Below are 16191 nucleotides of genomic sequence, written 5' to 3' on the forward strand. Positions count from 1 at the left end.
GCATGGCCAAACTCGAGGTATCGACCGACCTTCCGCTCGAACCGCACCTCACCTGGGTGCGCGCGTCGGACCTGCACGGATTCGACGAGTGGCTGACCATCCACGACGGGTGGCGCAGCGACCTGCCGAGCGAACTCGTCGTCGGCACCACCGCAGAGTCGGTCGTGTCGGTGAAGGGGATGCGCAACCGGGTCGCGTGGACCGTCCGCGAGATCGACTCGCCGCACCACCTCGTCCTGCACGGTTCCGGCAAGGGCGGCACCCGCTTCAAGTTGCGGATGACGGTCCGGGCCGTCGGGGTCGGTTCCGTGCTCAGCCTGAACATCGACCTGGGCGGGGCGCCGCTGTTCGGGCCGATCGGCTCGGGTGTCGCGCGGGCCCTGCACGGCGACATCGAAGCCTCGCTGCGCCGATTCGCCGAACTGTACGGCTGAGCCGCCCATGAGCTGCGCCGAGGATGCACTTTTCGCGGGCGACACGCGGAGGCCGGGGCGAGAACTGCACGCTCGCCGGCCGCGCTCGGCACAATGAGGCGATGACGACCCGCACGTTCGAAGGCCGTCGTCTGAACCTGACGAACCTCGACAAGGTGCTCTACCCGGAGACGGGCACCACGAAGGCCGACGTGGTCGACTACTACGTGGCCGTGGCCCCGGTGATGCTGCCGCACGTCGCGGGCCGGCCCGGCACCCGCAAGCGCTGGCCCGAAGGTGTCGGCGGCGAGTCGTTCTTCGAGAAGAACGTCGCCTCCCACGCGCCGAAGTGGCTCACCCGTAAGACGGTTCACCACAAGCAGCGTTCGGTCACCTATCCGGTCTTCGACTCCGTCGCGGCGCTGGCCTGGCTCGGGCAGCAGGCGGCACTCGAATTGCACGTGCCGCAGTGGCGGTTCGCGGCTTCCGTTCCGGGCCCTGCGACGCGGATCGTGTTCGACCTCGACCCCGGGGAGGGGGTCACCCTGGTCCAGTGCGCCGAGGTGGCCCGGCTGGTGCGCGACATGGTCGGCGGGCTGGGCTGGCCGGCCTACCCGGTCACCAGCGGCAGCAAGGGGATACACCTGTATGTTCCGCTCGACCGCGAACTCGCCCCGGGTGGGGCGTCGGCCGTGGCGAAGCAGGTGGCGATCAACCTCGAGACTCTGCATCCGGACCTGGTCACCGCGACGATGGCCAAGGCCGCACGCGGCGGGCGGGTGTTCCTCGACTGGAGCCAGAACAACCAGGCCAAGACGACCATCGCCCCGTATTCCCTGCGCGGCCGCGAGCAACCGTGGGTCGCCGCGCCCCGCACCTGGGACGAACTCGACGATCCCGGGCTGCGCCAGTTGCGGTTCGACGAGGTGCTCGCGCGACTGGACACCGCTCCCGACCCGCTCGCCGACCTCGACCCGCCGCGGCCCGAGCCCGACGCCCTGACCGAGTACCGGGGCAAACGCGACCCGTCCCGCACGCCCGAACCCGTTCCCGCCGCCGTGGGTTCCGGGCCGGGCAACGCCTTCGTCATCCAGGAACACCATGCCCGCCGGCTGCACTACGACCTGAGGCTCGAACGCGACGGGGTGCTCGCGTCGTGGGCGGTACCGAAGAACCTGCCGGACGACCCGGGCCGCAACAACCTCGCGGTGCGCACCGAGGATCATCCGCTCGAGTACCTCACCTTCCACGGCGTCATCCCCAAGGGGGAGTACGGCGCCGGCAGCATGACGATCTGGGACACCGGCAGCTACGAGACCGAGAAGTGGCGCGACGACGAGGTGATCGTGCGCCTGCACGGCGCGCGGGTGCAGGGCCGGTACGCGCTGATCCGCACGGCGGGCAACCAGTGGCTCGCCCACCGCATGAAAGACCAGGGCGGACAGGCGGGTCCGCCCTCGGGATTTCCGCGCGACCTCGAGCCCATGCTCGCGACACCGGGTGAGGTGACCGGTCTCGACGCCGACGAATGGGCCTTCGAAGGGAAGTGGGACGGCTACCGCGCCGTCGCCGAGATCGAGAACGGGCAGCTGCGGCTGCATTCGCGCTCCGGCCGCGACATCACCGGCGACTACCCCGCCCTCGCCGACCTCACCCGCGTCCTCGACGGACACGACGTCGTCCTCGACGGGGAGGTGGTCGCGTGCGACCCCGGCGGAGTCACGAGCTTTCCGTTGCTGCGGACCGGCGGCACCCCGCAGTACTTCGTGTTCGACGTCCTCTACCTCGACGGGGTGACCCTGTACCGCAAGCCCTACGCCGACCGGCGACGCGTGCTCGACGCGCTCGCGGCCGCGACCGACGGATTGATCGTGCCGGACATGCTGCGCGGCAACGGATCCGAGGCGCTCGAGGAGAGCACCCGGCGCGGCTGGGAAGGTGTGGTGGCCAAGCGGCGGAACTCGGTGTACGTGCCGGGCCGGCGCAGCCCCGACTGGGTGAAGTCGAAGAACTGGCTCACTCAGGACGTCGTCATCGGTGGCTGGCGCCTCGGGAAGGGGGCTCGTGCCGGCACCTTCGGCTCGCTGCTGGTCGGCGTGCACGGCGAGGCCGGGCTGGAGTACGTCGGCCGTGTCGGCACCGGCTTCGACGAACCCGAGCTCGCCGATCTGTCGGTCGCCCTGGCCGGTCTGCGGCGCCGCACCACCCCCTTCGCCGGTGACGTTCCGCGCGAGGACGCGCGGGACGCTGTGTGGGTGACCCCGAAACTGGTGGGGGAGGTGCGGTTCCGGGAATGGACCGACGCCGGCAAGCTCTGGCATCCGAGCTGGCGCGGGCTGCGCGACGACATCGACCCCCAGGACGTGAAGAGGCCCGCGCAGTAGAAACCGGATCCGTGGCCGCGCGGGGTCGTCGGCTACGTCTGCCGTGCCCGCTCGAGCATCGTGAGGTAGGTGTCGAGCTGGGCCGCGCCGGCGAGAAGAGCGCGGCTGCGCGTGGTCAGCCGGTCCTGCCAGGCGTCGAGAAAAGCCGTCGACGCGGCGGCGCCGTCTGCCGTGCGCAGGGAGTCGACGAACCGGGCGACCTGGGTCAGCGGATAGCCGCCCCGCCGCAGCTGCCGTGCGATCTCGGCATCGCGCACGCACTCCGGCCCGTATTCGCGGTAGCCCGTGGCCCGGTCGCGGTCGGGCCGCAGAATGCCGTGGGATTCCCAGGTGCGCAACGTGGCCGGGTGCACGCGGAGCCGGCGCGCGAGCTCACCCACCGTCAGCGGTCGACCGCGCACGGGGGTCGATGTCGCGGTGGCCAGGGCGTCCAGAGCGGTCGCCACCTCGATGCGGGTGTCACGTTCGGCGAGCAGCGCGGCGTGCGCGGCATCGACGAGCCGGTAGGCGGATTCGGTGTCGCCGCGATTGGTCGCGTGCATGATCTCCGTCGCCGGCCGGTGTCCGTGGCCCCCGCGCAACGCGAGGAAGGTGCGCAGCGCCTGTGCATGCAGGGGCGTGTAGCGCCGGTAGCCGGCCTCGCTGCGCTCGGTCGGGGGGAAGACTCCCGCGTCGTCGTAGTTGCGGATCGCCTGTGCGGACAACCCGTGTTGCCGGGCCAGGTCGACGGGTCGCACCGCGCACCTCCGGTTTGAAGGTTCGATCTGCCGATCGCAGGTCGAGTTCGCAGAAGCTTCACTCGATTCTTCAACGATAGCGTCGAGGGCAGTTCCTTCCGTAAAGGAGTGTCATGTCATCTGCCGTATCACTGCGCGGGATCGGCCGTCCGCTCGACGACCCGGCCGGCGTGGACCGTGCCCTCGACGAGCTGCTCGCCGCGCGGAGCGAGCCGCCGGTCCTGTTGGCCCTCGGTGAGCCGACCCACGGGATCGAGGCGTTCCCGCTGCTGCGTAACGAACTGCTCGCTCACCTCGTCGAACGGGGGTTCCGGTCGATCGTTCTGGAGACCGACTTCTTCGCCGCCTCCGTCGTCGACGACTACGCGGCCGGGGCGCCAGGAGAGATCGACACGGTGCTCGCGACCGGATTCAGCCACGGGTTCGGCGCCGTGCCGGGAAACCGGGAACTCGTGGAGTGGCTCCGCGCGCACAACGCCGGGTGCGCGCCGCAGGATCGGGTTCGCTTCCACGGCTTCGATGCGCCGGTGGAGTACTCCGGTGCACCGAGCCCGCGACACACCCTGGTCCGGGCCGGGGACTACCTGCCCGCGGCGCTGCGCCCCCGATCGGTCCACGACCTCGACGCCCTCCTCGGCGAGGACGCGGACTGGACCGACCAGGCGGCCATGTTCGACCCGGCGGCGTCCGTCGGCGATTCCGATCGTGCCCGCGCTCTGCGCGTCGTCGCCGACGACATCGCCGGCGCGCTGCGGCGCGCGGCACCGGCCCTGCGTGCCGCCGACCCGGCCGGTTACGACCGGGCCGTCGCGCACGCGCGCACCGCCCGGGGCCTGTTGCGCTACCACGCGGCCATGGCCCATCCCGCCCCCGACCGCATCGCCACCCTGCTCGGCGTGCGCGCCGAGATGATGGCCGAGAACCTGCTCGCGATCGTCGCGCAGGAGCGGCGACGCGGACCCGTCCTGGTGTTCGCGCACAACGTGCACCTGCAACGCGCGCAGTCCCGCATGCAGGCCGGCGAGGACGGGGCGCAGTGGGGAAGCGCCGGCGCGCACGTCGGGCTCGCCCTCGGCGAGCGCTACCTCGTCGTGGCGACCGACGCCGCCCCGCACAGCGAGCCGGGCACCCTTCAGCGTGTGCTGACCGAGGCGACGACCCGACGCGCCCTGTTCCCGGCGCCGGCTCTGCGCGCCGCGCTCGACCCGTCGATCGTCCCGGGCCCACCGATCGTGCCCGGCCACATCCCGCTGGGCCCGGCCGACCTGGACGGCGCCGACGCGATCGTCTTCGTCGCCGACACCGACGGAAAGCGGCACCGGTACTGGTAGCCATCGCAGCGGGCCTGCGGCACGCCGTCCGGACACCCTGCGCGGCAGAGCGTCTCGCGCACAGGCTCCGGCGCGCCCGCACGGGGAAGAACTCGCTCGCATCTTCGGAATTCGCCCAGGCCACGGCGTGGGCAGATACCGAAAGTGCGAGCAAGTCCGGGCGGTGGACGACCGCCGGGGTGCCGGAAAACTCACCCCGGGGTGCCTGTCCTCCTCCGCCGCGTCGGCGCACCGTGGTCACACGGCACATCCGCCGACTGTGGCACGGGCGCCGCGCCCGGAGGAGGAAGGTTCACGATGTTGCAGACGACCGACAGGGGTGGCCTGAGCCGTACCCTGATGACCGCGTACGGCGCGGTCGCCTACGCCGTGTTCTTCGCGGTGTTCCTGTACTCGATCGGGTGGGTCGAAGGTCTCGTGGTGCCCCGCACCATCGACGAGGGGCCGCAGACGCCCGTCGTCGTGGCCGTGATGGTGAACCTGGCCCTGTTGTCCCTGTTCGCCGTTCAGCATTCGGTGATGGCCCGGCCGTGGTTCAAGCGCCGGTGGACCCGCATCGTCCCGCAACCGATCGAACGCTCCACGTTCGTGCTGTTCGCCACCGCCGCCCTCGCGCTGGTGATGTGGCAGTGGCGTCCGCTGCCACAGGAGGTCTGGGACGTGGACGCGACCCCGGTGCGCGTGGCCCTGTACGCGGTGTCGTTCGCCGGATGGGGTCTCGTGCTCGCATCGACGTTCGCGATCGACCACTTCGACCTGTTCGGCCTGCGCCAGGTGCTGCGGAACTTCGCCGGGAAGTCGCCGGCCGAAGCCGAGTTCCGCACCCCGATGCTGTACCGGGTGGTGCGCCATCCGCTGTATCTGGGTTTCCTGATCGCGTTCTGGGTGGCGCCGACGATGAGCGTGGGGCACCTGCTGTTCGCCGCCGTCACCACCGGATACATCCTCGTCGCACTGCGGTTCGAGGAACACGATCTGACCGAGACGTTCGGCGACCGGTACCGCGACTACAGCGCCCGCGTGCCCCGGCTGGTACCGCGCCCGCGCGCGGTGAGCCGAACCTGACCATGTTCCGGGCCGGCTCCGGTGCGGGCGCCCCGCACCGGAGCCGTGCAACGCCGTAGGGTGCTTCGCGTGAGTATCGCGAAGTCCCTCGCCCTGTTCGCCGTGGCGGCGCTGTTCGAGATCGGCGGCGCCTGGCTCGTGTGGCAGGGGATCCGGGAACAGCGCGGCTGGATCTGGGTCGGGGCCGGGGTGATCGCGCTCGGCGCGTACGGGATGGTGGCAACGCTGCAGCCGGATGCGAACTTCGGCCGCATCCTGGCCGCCTACGGCGGAGTGTTCGTCGCCGGATCCCTCGGGTGGGCGATGATCGTCGACGGCTTCCGCCCCGACCGGTGGGACGTGGCCGGGGCGCTCGTCTGTCTGCTCGGCGTGGCGCTGATCATGTACAGCCCGCGCTGAATTCCGACGAAGTCAGCCGACGGTCACCGTCCCCACGGCCGGTGTCGAATTGCAGATCGGGCCGCTGCTCAGGTTCACCGAACCGAACACGGTGGTGAGCACGGTGCCCGGACCGGTGTTCACCACCTTCGCCAGGTTCGGGTACGTCCCCTCGAGGTCGACGATCCCCGCCTGGCCGGTGCTCTGATTGAGCCACGCGACCGACACCTGCCCGGCGGCAGGCATGGGACCCAGTCCCGGTGCGGTGGAGAACAGTACGTGCCCGGGTGGGATCCCGGGATTCGCCTCCGGTCCGGCCTGCGCGGTGACCGCCGTGATCGAGGCCAGGCTGCCCTGGTTGAGGCATCCGAAGGTCAGTGCCGTGCCGAGGGATTGGGGCGGTGCGGCGCCGGCGCTGCCGGCGAACAGGACGGCGGCCGCGATCGGCGCGGCGGTGGCGAGGATTGCTCGGGTGGTTCGGGCGGCGCTCATGCTGATGCTCCTGGGATCGGAATGTCACGTCCGGGTGCCGACCGCCGCGCCCCGCCGGCGGCGCGCCCCGCGCACCGAATGACGCCCCCGAGTGTAGATCGCGGACGGCGGAGCAGACGACGTTTCGCAGATCTTGGTTGCCGGGGATGTCAACGCACGCGGTAGAACTGCGCGGCATTGTCGTGGAGTGCCCGCGCGGCGAGTTCCGGGCCCAGGGTGTCGGTGACGATCTCGACGTCCGCGTCGAGGAACGGCCGCGGGGCCCGGGTGGACGGTAGATCGGTGCCGAACATCAGGGCGTGGGGATTCCGGTCGGCCACGGCGCGCAGCACGGGGGCGACGTCGAAGTCGACTCGGCCGAAACCGGTCGCCTTGACCCGGACCCCGCGGTCGACGAGTGCCGCCAGGTGGGGAAGTCCGGCGGCGGACAGGCCCAGGTGGTCGATGCTGACCGCGGGGAGGGCGGCGATCGTCCCGGTCAGGGTGGGCAGTGTGCGCGCGTCGACGTACAACTCGGTGTGCCAGCCGGCGACGTCGTGCACCCGGCGGGCGAGCGTGCCGAGGTGGTCGGCGGATTCCGAACCGCCGCGGCGCAGGTTGAACCGGATGCCCCGCACCCCGGCGTCGTTCAGCCGCGTGATCTCGTCGTCGGTCACGGTCGCCGGCAGCTGGGTGACTCCCACGAAGCCGGGTCCGAGCAGCGCGAGGGCGTCCAGCAGGTAGCTCTGGTCGAAGCCGTGGAAGGAGCCGGACACGACGACGCCACCGGTGACGCCGAGCCCGCGGACCCGCTCGAGATAGTCGGTCACCGTGAACGGCGGGGGCACGTATCCCTGGTTCGGGATCACCGGGAAGCGGGGATCGACGATGTGGAAGTGGGCGTCGAAGATCGGCATCCGGTGTGCACCGGTCACGTGCGGGTCACCGCGTCCGCGGTGATCTCCTTCACCGACGTCAGCCCGCTGAGCCCGAGCGTCAGGTCGAACTCGGCAATGATGTTCGCGACGGCGTCGCGGGCTCCGTCCCGGCCGCCGACGGCCAGGCCGTACAGGTGGGGGCGGCCGACGGTGACCGCGTCGGCGCCGAGCGCGAGCGCCTTGAACACATCCGATCCGGTGCGGATTCCGCTGTCGAGCAGTACCGGCACCCGGCTGTCGACGGCGGGGACGATGCCGACCAGGGCATCGAGGGCGGCGATCGCGCCGTCGACCTGGCGGCCGCCGTGGTTGGAGACGATGATGCCGTCGGCCCCGGCGTCGAGGGCACGGCGGGCGTCGTCCGGATGGAGGATGCCCTTGAGCAGCACGGGGAGATCGGTGCGTTCGCGCAGCGACTCGATCTCCGTCCACGTCAGGGAGGGTCGCGAGTAGATGTCGAGGAACGTCTCGACCGCGGCCCGGGGTTCGGGGGAGCGGAGGTTGTCGAGGAGGCGGCCGGGGTAGCGCCGGCTCATCGAGAGCAGTGACCTGATCGCGCCGAGGGTCACCTCCACCTCGGGACGGGCACCGGCGGCCGCCGCGATGCGGTCGCGGACGATGCGCACGAACGTCGGGTCCGAGGTGTACTGGGCGATCCCCTCGCCGCGGGCGAACGGCAGGGAACCGAGGTTGAGATCCTGCGGCCGCCAGCCCAGCAGGGTGGTGTCCAACGTGACGACCACGGCGTCCGCGCCGATCGCCTTCGCGCGGGCGAGCAGGCTGTCGACGAGGTCGTCGTCGCTGCTCCAGTACAACTGGAACCAGCGTGGGGCATCTCCCATCGCCGCCGCGGTGGCCTCCATCGGCGCGCAGCCCTGGTTGGAGAGGATGTAGGGCACACCGAGTTCGGCCGCCGCGCCACCGATCGCGACGTCGGCGTCGGGATGCGCGAGTTCGGCGGCGCCGACCGGCGCCAGCAGGACCGGGGCGGGCAGGGTGCGGCCGAACAGTTCGACGCTCAGGTCGCGGTGGGAGACGTCGCGCAGGACGCGGGGGACGATCTTCCAGCGGTCGAACGCCTCCCGGTTGGCGCGCATCGTCGCGCCTTCACCGGCGCCCCCGGCGATGTAGGCCCAGCCGCGGCGGCTCGTCTTCCGTCGCGCCAGACGTTCCAGCCCGGCGAAGTCGGTCGGCACCGGGGGAGTACGCCCGAGCACTCCGGCCCGGTAGATGACGTTCTGACGGGCACGGCCCGCGCCGGGCTGCGGCGCCACGGGTCCCTCGCTCATCGGCGATTCCTCCCAGGTGCATCGGGTCGGGGATCGTCTCGGACGCTACCGGAACGGTCGCGGCGCCGGACCCGGGCGGCCGTCGCCCGGGCGGGGACGGTGGACAGATCTGCATATACCCCCTAGGGTATGTAGTACCCCTCGGGGTATGAACCTCGAACGACGGCACGATGCCCACCGGTGTGGGCCGAGGAGTGGACATGAGGGAAATCGACATCACCGCATTCGCCGACGCGTGGAAGTCCGGCGCGACCGTGGTGGACGTGCGCGAGGACTACGAGTACGAGCAGGCGCACGTGCCCGGCGCCCAGTGGATTCCGCTCGGCGAACTCGGGTCCCGACTCGCCGAGATCCCGGGAGCCGACCTCGTCTACGTCGTCTGCGCCTCCGGTAATCGCAGCCTGCGCGGGGCGGACATCGTGTCCGCGTCCGGGCGGCCTGCGGTCTCGGTCGCCGGCGGCACCAAGGGCTGGCTGCGGGCCGGTCACCCGGTCGAGCAGGGTGGCACCCGATGAGCCTGCTCGAGAAGGTCAAGGCGCGCTTCGCCAAACCCTACGAGACGGTCGACGTCCGTCGCGCACGCGAGCTGCTCGAGGCCGGGGCGGTCCTCGTCGACGTGCGGTCCGCCGCCGAGTACCGGTCCGGGCACGCGCCCGTCGCACAGCACTGCGAGCTGTCCCAGGTCCCCACGCGCGCGGCGCGGATCGTCCGCAACCGGCCGGTGGTGTTCGTCTGTCACTCCGGCATGCGGTCGGCCAGCGCCGCGCGGATGTTCGCCCCGGAGGCGCAGGCGCCCGTGGCCTCGCTGCGTGGCGGCATGATCGCCTGGGAACGGGCCGGGGAGCGGGTGGTCAGGGGCGGTCGCCGCTGAAGGCGACGCCGGATCGAGCGGCCCGTGATCCGGGAGGCGGCATCGAGTCGGAAGGTGGGCGCGGGAATACCCCACGGGGTATGATGTGTTCATCTTCAGTATGAAGGGGCCGACCATGACAGTTAACACCGTGAATGCCGCAGAATCCACCACCCAGGTTCTCAACCGGCTGCGCCGTGCGCAGGGCCAGCTCGCCGGGGTCATCTCCATGATCGAGAGCGGGCGCGAGTGCCGCGAGGTGGTCACCCAGCTCGCCGCGGTCTCGCGTGCCCTGGACCGGGCCGGCTTCAAGATCGTCGCCACCCGGTTGCGGCAGTGCGTCCTCGACGAGCAGGACGACACCTGCGTCGACAAGCTGACCGAGGAGGAACTCGAGAAGCTCTTCCTCGCGCTCGCCTGACATCAGCGAATCACGAAGGAGCGCTATGACACTCGCCCTCGCCACCACGCTGCGCGCCCCGCTCGACGACGTCGTCGAGCGCACTCGTGCGGCACTGAAGGAGCAAGGCTTCGGGGTGCTCACCGAGATCGACATGCAGGCCACCCTGAAGACCAAGATCGACGTCGACATGGAGCCGTACGTCATTCTCGGGGCGTGCAACCCGCCGCTCGCGCACCGGGCCGTGTCGGCCAACCGGCAGATCGGGCTGCTGCTGCCGTGCAACGTCGTCGTCCGGCGCGATCCGGAGGACTCCGGCACGGTCCACGTCGAAGCCATGAATCCGCAGTTGATGGTGCAGGTGGCCGAAGACCCCGAGCTGCAGCCGGTCGCCGACGAGGCCGCGCGGCGGTTGCAGGCGGCGATCGACGCGCTGGGTAGCTGAGCCGTCACGACGGGCGCCGGGATGTCTCTCGGCGCCCGTTTCGCGTTTGCCACGGTCTCCCGTGTGTCACGGTCTCCCGTGTGTCACGGTCTCCCGTGTGTCACGGTCTCCCGTACGCCGTCCGGGCCTTCTCCCGCAGCAGGCGCACGGCGCGGGCCGGGTCGTCCGTGCCGTAGACGGCGGTGCCGGCCACGAAGCAGTCGGCACCGGCCGTCGCCGCAGCCCCGATGGTGTCGAGGTTCACCCCTCCGTCGACCTCGATGAGCAGGTCGAGTTCACCTGCGTCGACCAGGCGTCGCGCCGTGCGCACCTTGTGGAGCATCTCGGGAATGAACCGTTGACCGTTGAAACCCGGCGGCACGCTCATCACCAGGAGCGTGCCGAAGTGCGCGAGCGTGCCGAGGTGCGGTTCGAGCGGGGTCTGCGGTGCGAACGCGAGACCGGCACGGGCGCCGGCGGCTCGCAGGCGACCGGCGAGGGCGATCGGGTCGCGGGTCGCCTCGATGTGCACGGAGACGTTGTACGCGCCGGCCTCGGCGTAGTCGACTGCCCACCGGTCGGGGTCCTCGATCATCAGGTGACAGTCGAGCGGCAGCGGCGTGTGCCGGGCGAGGGACCGCACGACCGGCAGCCCGAAGGTGAGGTTGGGGACGAAGTGCCCGTCCATCACGTCGATGTGCAGCCAGTCGGCTCCGCGGTCGGATCCACCGGCCACGATCCGCGCCTCGTCCGCGAGACGCGCCAGGTCGCCCGAGGCCAGGCTGGGTGCGATGAGGGGCTCGCGGCGGCGGCCGGGGCCGGTGCGGACATCGGGGTCCATGCGACGACGGTACCCGGAGTCGGCGCACGTGGGAGGCACGCCGGAATCGTCGTCAACCGAGCGTTGACGAGCGTCATGCGTCAACCTATGGTTGACGAATGACGAATCCGATCCCCATGAGCAATCCCGTGCGGCTGGACGACCTCATCGACGCCATCGAGAAGGTCCACTCCGATGCCCTCGAACAACTGACGGACGCCGTTCTCGCCGCCGAGCATCTCGGAAAGGTCGCCGACCACCTGATCGGCCACTTCGTCGACCGGGCCCGTCGCTCCGGCGCGTCCTGGACCGACATCGGCCGCAGTATGGGCGTCACCAAGCAGGCGGCCCAGAAACGTTTCGTGCCCAAGGGGTCCGCCGATCTCGATTCCGAACAAGGCTTCAGCCGATTCACCGAACGTGCCCGGAACGTCGTCGTGGCGGCACAGAACGAGGCCCGGGCGGCCGGCAATGCCGAGATCGCCCCGGAGCATCTCGTGCTCGGTCTGCTGAGCGAACCCGAAGCCCTCGCGATGCGCGCGCTCGTCGCGCAGGATGTGTCGCCGGACGCGGTCCGTCGCGCCGTGGCGGCGACGCTCCCGCCGGCGACGGGGGATGTGCCCGACCTGATCCCCTACGACGCGCGCGCCCGGAAAGTGCTGGAACTGACCTTCCGGCAGGCGCTGCGGCTCGGGCACAACTACATCGGCACCGAGCACATCCTCCTCGCCCTGCTCGACCACGAGAACGGCAGCGGCGTTCTCGGCGGTCTCGGGGTGGACGCCGCCGCCGCCGAAGCGCATGTCGCCGAGGCCGTGGCGGCGGAACAGGCCGCGTACGAGTCGCACGGACGATCGGACTGAGCAGGTAGCTGTCCGCTCCGCAGCAGGAAACCGGCTCCGCCGCCTGCTCTTCGGTCTACCGTGGAGTCGAGTAAGCCGAGAGGGGGAGCAATGACCTACCCGCTCGTCGAGAAGACCCGGGAACGCTCGGAAACCGGGCGGCATCTCGTGACCGAGGACTACACGAAGACGCCGTCGCTCTGCCGACGCGGGGTGTGGGTCGGCCGGCAGATCGACTTCTCCGAAACCGTGCTGATCTCCTTCGAGCACGGCCACGAGGATCTGTCCGTCGGCTGGATCGTCGACGGCGCGGCGATCGTGCCGGCAAGCTACTACGCGCCGTGCCAGGGTGCGCCGGCGATCCGGTACCGGTGTCCCGGGGACGGTCGGAACCTGCACACCCTGTCGCTGATGAGTACACCCGGCAGCGACCGGGGCTGTGTGGACCTGCAGGTGGTGTTCACGCGTCCGCCACAGTGGAATCCGCTCGAGTACGGCCCCTCGACGAGGGTGTGCCTCCGGGGGCGGGTCGTCGAGTGGCCGTGGTACCTCCTGCAGCAGGAACAGGAATGCTGGGAGCGGTTTCGGAAGGTCTTCGAGAAGTACGTGGTGGTGCCCCGTCCGGTTCCCGCTCCGCCCGGCCCGGTGGAGCGGTGGATCGCCAGCCTTCGCGGCGACGAATCCGTGACGGTACGGGCGCACTTGGACACCGTCGAGCACCTGGACCCCGCGCGGGACGGCGACCTCTTCGCTGAACTACGTGCCGACCTCGCAGCGAGGTTCCTCCGGTGGGCGAACTCCGCGGACGGACCGGATGCCGACGGCCGCTCGGCCGACACGGCGAGCAAGGCCGATATCCCCCGTGAGTGACGAGGGTGGAGCTGCGACCGGCCGGTCCGTGCTCCGGCGACTGGCCGAGCGGGTGTACGACGGCGCCGTGCTCGTCGTCGACACAGCCTTCACGGTGGTGCGTGTCGCCGTGTGGCGCTCGCGTTGGAAGCCCGCCCTGACTGCCGTGCGCCGGTACAACAAGTCCGTCCTCAACCCGGTGATCCTGAAGAGGAGAGGGGCGACGGTCACCGCGGTGCACCACGTCGGCCGCCGATCCGGGAAGCCGTACGTCACCCCGGTCTGGGCGGAACGAGCCGGACAGTCGTTCTTCGTCCATCTGCCCTACGGCACCGACGTCGACTGGTGCCGCAACGTCCTGGCCGGTGGGGGCTGCACCCTCGAGCAGGCCGGCGTGCGCTACGACGTCGTCGCTCCCGTGATCGTGCCCGCAGCGGAAGCGGAACCGCATCTGACACCGGCATCGAGAAGGATGCACCGCCTGTTCGGCGTCCGGTCGTACCTGCGGCTCGACGTCGCCCCTGAAGCGAAGGTCGACTGATCCAGGGCCGGCAGCGGAACTCGGCCGGCGTTCCCGTGTGCCCCCGGCAGGATTCGAACCTGCGACACCGGCTTTAGGAGAGCCGTGCTCTATCCCCTGAGCTACGAGGGCGGCGCGCGGTGAACCGGTTCGATTCGATGCGCGGTGTGAGTGTAGCCGGGATCGGGGTACCGGTGTGAAACGGTCGCGGACCTGGGGCGCAGCGGTTGTACCCGCCCACTCCGCCCGGCCACTCCGCCCGACCGAATGTCACACGCCGTCGATCCAGCCGAACGCATGTGACATTCGGTCGGGCGCACCCCGGCGACGGCAGTCGGGCGCACCCCGGCGGCGGCAGTCGGGCGCACCCCGGCGGCGGCAGTCGGGCGCATCCCGGCGGAGGTGCGGCCAGTGATCCCGGGGGTGGGAAACGTCCCCCTCGGGGTGACGGGGCGCAGCCCGAAGAGCCCTGGATCGAGACCCCCGCACGCCGGAGGGTGGATCCGCAAGCCGAATCCTCGTCCCCCGGGAGTGCTCATGCCTCGTTCCGTTTCGTGCACGATCCGCCTCGCCGCCGTGGCCGTCGTCGCCGTGGTGCCCGCCCTCGGTGCCGTCGCTCCGGCCGCCGCGGAGGACGAGGCTGCACTGCAACAGCTTTCGCCCACGGCGGAGTGTCCGTTCGCCGCCGGGCCCACCGGGCAGTACACGACGGAGATGATGGGACCGTATGTGCAGTGCTTCCTTCCGTCGATCGAGTCGTGGATCGACGCCACCTATACGGACATGCCGCATCCGAACGCCTACTACGCGGTATCGGCCGGGAAGCCGGGGGAGGCGGCGCCCGGCTGCGCCTACGACGAGAACTCGCTGATGTACTGCGCGGCCGACCGCAGCCTCTACATCGGCGAGAAGGCGGCGAGGGAACTGGTGAGTGACTACGGGGAGATCGCCGTTGCCGCGGTGCTGAGCCATGAGGTGACGCATCACTTCCAGACGATGCTGGGGCTGCCGCAGCCCGACCCGGCAGAACCCAACAGCGCAATCCCGTACGAGAACCAGGCCGACTGCGGATCGGGCGCCTTCGTCGCGTACTCCGAACGGGATCTCGGCGTCACGATCGAGCAGGCCGACCTGGCATCACTGGGGCGGGCGTTCGCCGCGGTGGGGGAGGACAAGGGGCCGGAGCGCACCCACGGCACCGTCGAGCAGCGCATCCAGGCATTCGATACCGGCTACCTCAGCCCGTCGCCGACGCCGTTGCTCTCGTGCGTCGACTATGTCCCCGACGCGCCCCTCGCGTATGTCGGCTGAGGCGGCAGGCGAACCGCTGTGATCACAATCACATAACCGGAGGCGGCTCCGGCCGGTTGTGCGGGAGTGGGACGCGGCGTCGGGGTCCGGTGGACGCTTCCGCCGTGTGGTGCCCACCGCAGGACGGGTTTCCGCTGTTCACGAGGGCGCGGGAAGCGCGACAGCCGACGACGGCGCCGCGGCGTCGGCCGCCCTACCCACCGCGACGGTGTCCGAAACGTAACGCTGGCGCTGGCCTATATCGTTTTGTTACTTTGAGTCGCCAGAAACGGCCGGGGGTCACCCGGCGCGCAACGGACGACGGATGAGGTAGCAACTGTGGGACGGCACCAGCGGGCAGGCGACGAGGCGACCACCTTCGAGATGGACCTGTCCGGTGCGTCCTCCGGCCGCGGCCGGCACCGCGTCGAGCCCGCCGGCCCGTCGGCGCCCGTGAAGGCCGCCACCGTCGCCGCCGCCACCGGCGCCTTCTTCGCCGTCGGCGCGCAGCTCACCGCCGGCACGGCCAGTGCCGCCCCCGCCCCCGCTCAGACCGGCACGCTGCCCTTCGAGGTGCCCCAGGGTCTGCTGCCCGAGGGCTTCGAGCTCCCGCAGCTGCCCGGAGCGCCCGCCCCCGCCGACGAACACGGCCACGGGCATGCCGCCGCTCCCGCCCTGCCGCCGGAGCTCGACGCCCTGGTCGACCAGTTCGCCACGGGTCAGGGCTGGCTGAACAACCTCAACCCGGCCAAGCCCGCCACCGTGCAGCCCGTCTCGGGCACGCTCACCTCGGACTTCGGCCCCCGCTGGGGCAGCCACCACGGCGGCATCGACATCGCCGCCCCCATCGGCACCCCCATCAAGTCCGCCGCCGACGGCACCGTGCTCGACGCGGGCGCCGCTTCCGGCTACGGCCAGTGGGTGCGCGTCCTCAACGACGACGGCACCACCGCGGTCTACGGCCACGTGGACACCTACCAGGTCAGCGCCGGCCAGCGGGTCACCGCCGGTCAGCAGATCGCCACCGTCGGCAACCGGGGCTGGTCCACCGGACCGCACCTGCACTTCGAGGTGTGGGATCAGGCCGGCGGCAAGACCGACCCCAACGCCTGGCTCAGCACACGCGGCGTCGTCGCCGACTGGAGCAGCTACCGCGCCGTCTGACGCTCGCCCCCACCTGCGGTCGCTCG

The 16191-nt window shown here is 70.9% G+C and carries 19 protein-coding genes and 1 tRNA gene; 14 read left to right on the top strand and 6 right to left on the bottom strand.

Annotated elements, in window-relative coordinates; genetic code table 11:
* The first annotated feature begins 2 nt into the window (after positions 1-2).
* Together RR3_RS06895 and RR3_RS06900 are read left to right on the top strand one after the other, a co-directional pair.
* The gene (locus tag RR3_RS06895; RefSeq protein WP_010593091.1) at positions 3-434 is read left to right on the top strand and encodes a type II toxin-antitoxin system Rv0910 family toxin; all 432 of its coding nucleotides are present in this window, start codon (positions 3-5) and stop codon (positions 432-434) included.
* Between the two features lie 101 nt (positions 435-535).
* A complete protein-coding gene (locus tag RR3_RS06900) occupies positions 536-2797 on the top strand; it encodes an ATP-dependent DNA ligase (protein WP_064065840.1) in 2262 nt (753 codons plus the stop codon).
* Positions 2798-2829: 32 nt separating this feature from the next.
* Here the strand turns inward: RR3_RS06900 and RR3_RS06905 are convergent, their stop codons facing one another.
* Positions 2830-3534, bottom strand: coding sequence for a MerR family transcriptional regulator (locus RR3_RS06905; protein ID WP_010593089.1), 705 nt, complete (start codon positions 3532-3534; stop codon positions 2830-2832).
* 113 nt (positions 3535-3647) lie between these two features.
* Here RR3_RS06905 and RR3_RS06910 point away from each other — a divergent pair, with 113 nt between their 5' ends.
* From RR3_RS06910 to RR3_RS06920, 3 genes are all read left to right on the top strand, one after another.
* The gene (locus RR3_RS06910; protein ID WP_064065839.1) at positions 3648-4865 is read left to right on the top strand and encodes an erythromycin esterase family protein; all 1218 of its coding nucleotides are present in this window, start codon (positions 3648-3650) and stop codon (positions 4863-4865) included.
* A gap of 297 nt (positions 4866-5162) precedes the next feature.
* Positions 5163-5930 (top strand): methanethiol S-methyltransferase, encoded by a 768-nt coding sequence (mddA, locus tag RR3_RS06915; RefSeq protein ID WP_082900277.1) that lies wholly within the window; start codon positions 5163-5165, stop codon positions 5928-5930.
* A gap of 69 nt (positions 5931-5999) precedes the next feature.
* On the top strand, positions 6000-6329 hold the full coding sequence (locus tag RR3_RS06920; protein ID WP_010593086.1) for a YnfA family protein: 330 nt from the start codon (positions 6000-6002) through the stop codon (positions 6327-6329).
* A gap of 12 nt (positions 6330-6341) precedes the next feature.
* Here RR3_RS06920 and RR3_RS06925 read toward each other — a convergent pair whose 3' ends face one another.
* The 3 genes from RR3_RS06925 to RR3_RS06935 form a co-directional block, all read right to left on the bottom strand.
* Complete coding sequence (locus RR3_RS06925) at positions 6342-6800, bottom strand: hypothetical protein (RefSeq protein WP_010593085.1); 459 nt, start codon at positions 6798-6800, stop codon at positions 6342-6344.
* A gap of 149 nt (positions 6801-6949) precedes the next feature.
* Positions 6950-7714 (bottom strand): amidohydrolase family protein, encoded by a 765-nt coding sequence (locus RR3_RS06930; RefSeq protein ID WP_017679401.1) that lies wholly within the window; start codon positions 7712-7714, stop codon positions 6950-6952.
* Positions 7711-9006, bottom strand: coding sequence for a lactate 2-monooxygenase (locus RR3_RS06935; RefSeq protein WP_010593083.1), 1296 nt, complete (start codon positions 9004-9006; stop codon positions 7711-7713). Before RR3_RS06935 ends, RR3_RS06930 begins: the two co-directional genes overlap by 4 nt.
* A 200-nt stretch (positions 9007-9206) precedes the next feature.
* Here RR3_RS06935 and RR3_RS06940 point away from each other — a divergent pair, with 200 nt between their 5' ends.
* From RR3_RS06940 to RR3_RS06955, 4 genes are all read left to right on the top strand, one after another.
* Positions 9207-9521 carry a rhodanese-like domain-containing protein gene (locus RR3_RS06940; protein WP_010593082.1) on the top strand — a complete coding sequence of 105 codons (315 nt, stop codon included), beginning with the start codon at positions 9207-9209 and terminating at the stop codon, positions 9519-9521.
* Entirely contained in the window at positions 9518-9877 is a 360-nt protein-coding gene (locus RR3_RS06945) for a rhodanese-like domain-containing protein (protein ID WP_010593081.1), read from the top strand. Before RR3_RS06940 ends, RR3_RS06945 begins: the two co-directional genes overlap by 4 nt.
* A 115-nt stretch (positions 9878-9992) precedes the next feature.
* Positions 9993-10277 carry a metal-sensitive transcriptional regulator gene (locus tag RR3_RS06950; RefSeq protein WP_040274363.1) on the top strand — a complete coding sequence of 95 codons (285 nt, stop codon included), beginning with the start codon at positions 9993-9995 and terminating at the stop codon, positions 10275-10277.
* A gap of 25 nt (positions 10278-10302) precedes the next feature.
* The gene (locus RR3_RS06955) at positions 10303-10701 is read left to right on the top strand and encodes a DUF302 domain-containing protein (protein WP_010593079.1); all 399 of its coding nucleotides are present in this window, start codon (positions 10303-10305) and stop codon (positions 10699-10701) included.
* A 100-nt stretch (positions 10702-10801) separates the two neighbouring features.
* Here the strand turns inward: RR3_RS06955 and rpe are convergent, their stop codons facing one another.
* Entirely contained in the window at positions 10802-11521 is a 720-nt protein-coding gene (rpe, locus tag RR3_RS06960; RefSeq protein WP_010593078.1) for a ribulose-phosphate 3-epimerase, read from the bottom strand.
* A 98-nt stretch (positions 11522-11619) separates the two neighbouring features.
* On the opposite strand from rpe, the gene RR3_RS06965 reads away from it, so the two are divergent.
* The 3 genes from RR3_RS06965 to RR3_RS06975 all read left to right on the top strand — a co-directional run bounded on the left by RR3_RS06965 (position 11620) and on the right by RR3_RS06975 (position 13732).
* On the top strand, positions 11620-12363 hold the full coding sequence (locus RR3_RS06965) for a Clp protease N-terminal domain-containing protein (protein WP_048774081.1): 744 nt from the start codon (positions 11620-11622) through the stop codon (positions 12361-12363).
* A 90-nt stretch (positions 12364-12453) separates the two neighbouring features.
* Positions 12454-13212: a hypothetical protein gene (locus RR3_RS06970; RefSeq protein ID WP_059174868.1), complete on the top strand. Its 759-nt coding sequence runs from the start codon at positions 12454-12456 to the stop codon at positions 13210-13212.
* Complete coding sequence (locus RR3_RS06975) at positions 13205-13732, top strand: nitroreductase family deazaflavin-dependent oxidoreductase (protein WP_048774076.1); 528 nt, start codon at positions 13205-13207, stop codon at positions 13730-13732. The genes RR3_RS06970 and RR3_RS06975 overlap by 8 nt, the downstream gene beginning before the upstream one ends.
* A gap of 38 nt (positions 13733-13770) precedes the next feature.
* On the opposite strand, the gene RR3_RS06980 is transcribed toward RR3_RS06975, so the two are convergent.
* Positions 13771-13843 (bottom strand) — tRNA-Arg (locus RR3_RS06980).
* A 405-nt stretch (positions 13844-14248) separates the two neighbouring features.
* On the opposite strand from RR3_RS06980, the gene RR3_RS06985 reads away from it, so the two are divergent.
* A complete protein-coding gene (locus RR3_RS06985; RefSeq protein ID WP_010593074.1) occupies positions 14249-15022 on the top strand; it encodes a neutral zinc metallopeptidase in 774 nt (257 codons plus the stop codon).
* A 318-nt stretch (positions 15023-15340) separates the two neighbouring features.
* Positions 15341-16165: a M23 family metallopeptidase gene (locus tag RR3_RS06990; protein ID WP_017679408.1), complete on the top strand. Its 825-nt coding sequence runs from the start codon at positions 15341-15343 to the stop codon at positions 16163-16165.
* Positions 16166-16191: the final 26 nt, after the last annotated feature.

Source organism: Rhodococcus ruber NBRC 15591 (assembly GCF_001894945.1).
Classification (GTDB): domain Bacteria; phylum Actinomycetota; class Actinomycetes; order Mycobacteriales; family Mycobacteriaceae; genus Rhodococcus; species Rhodococcus ruber.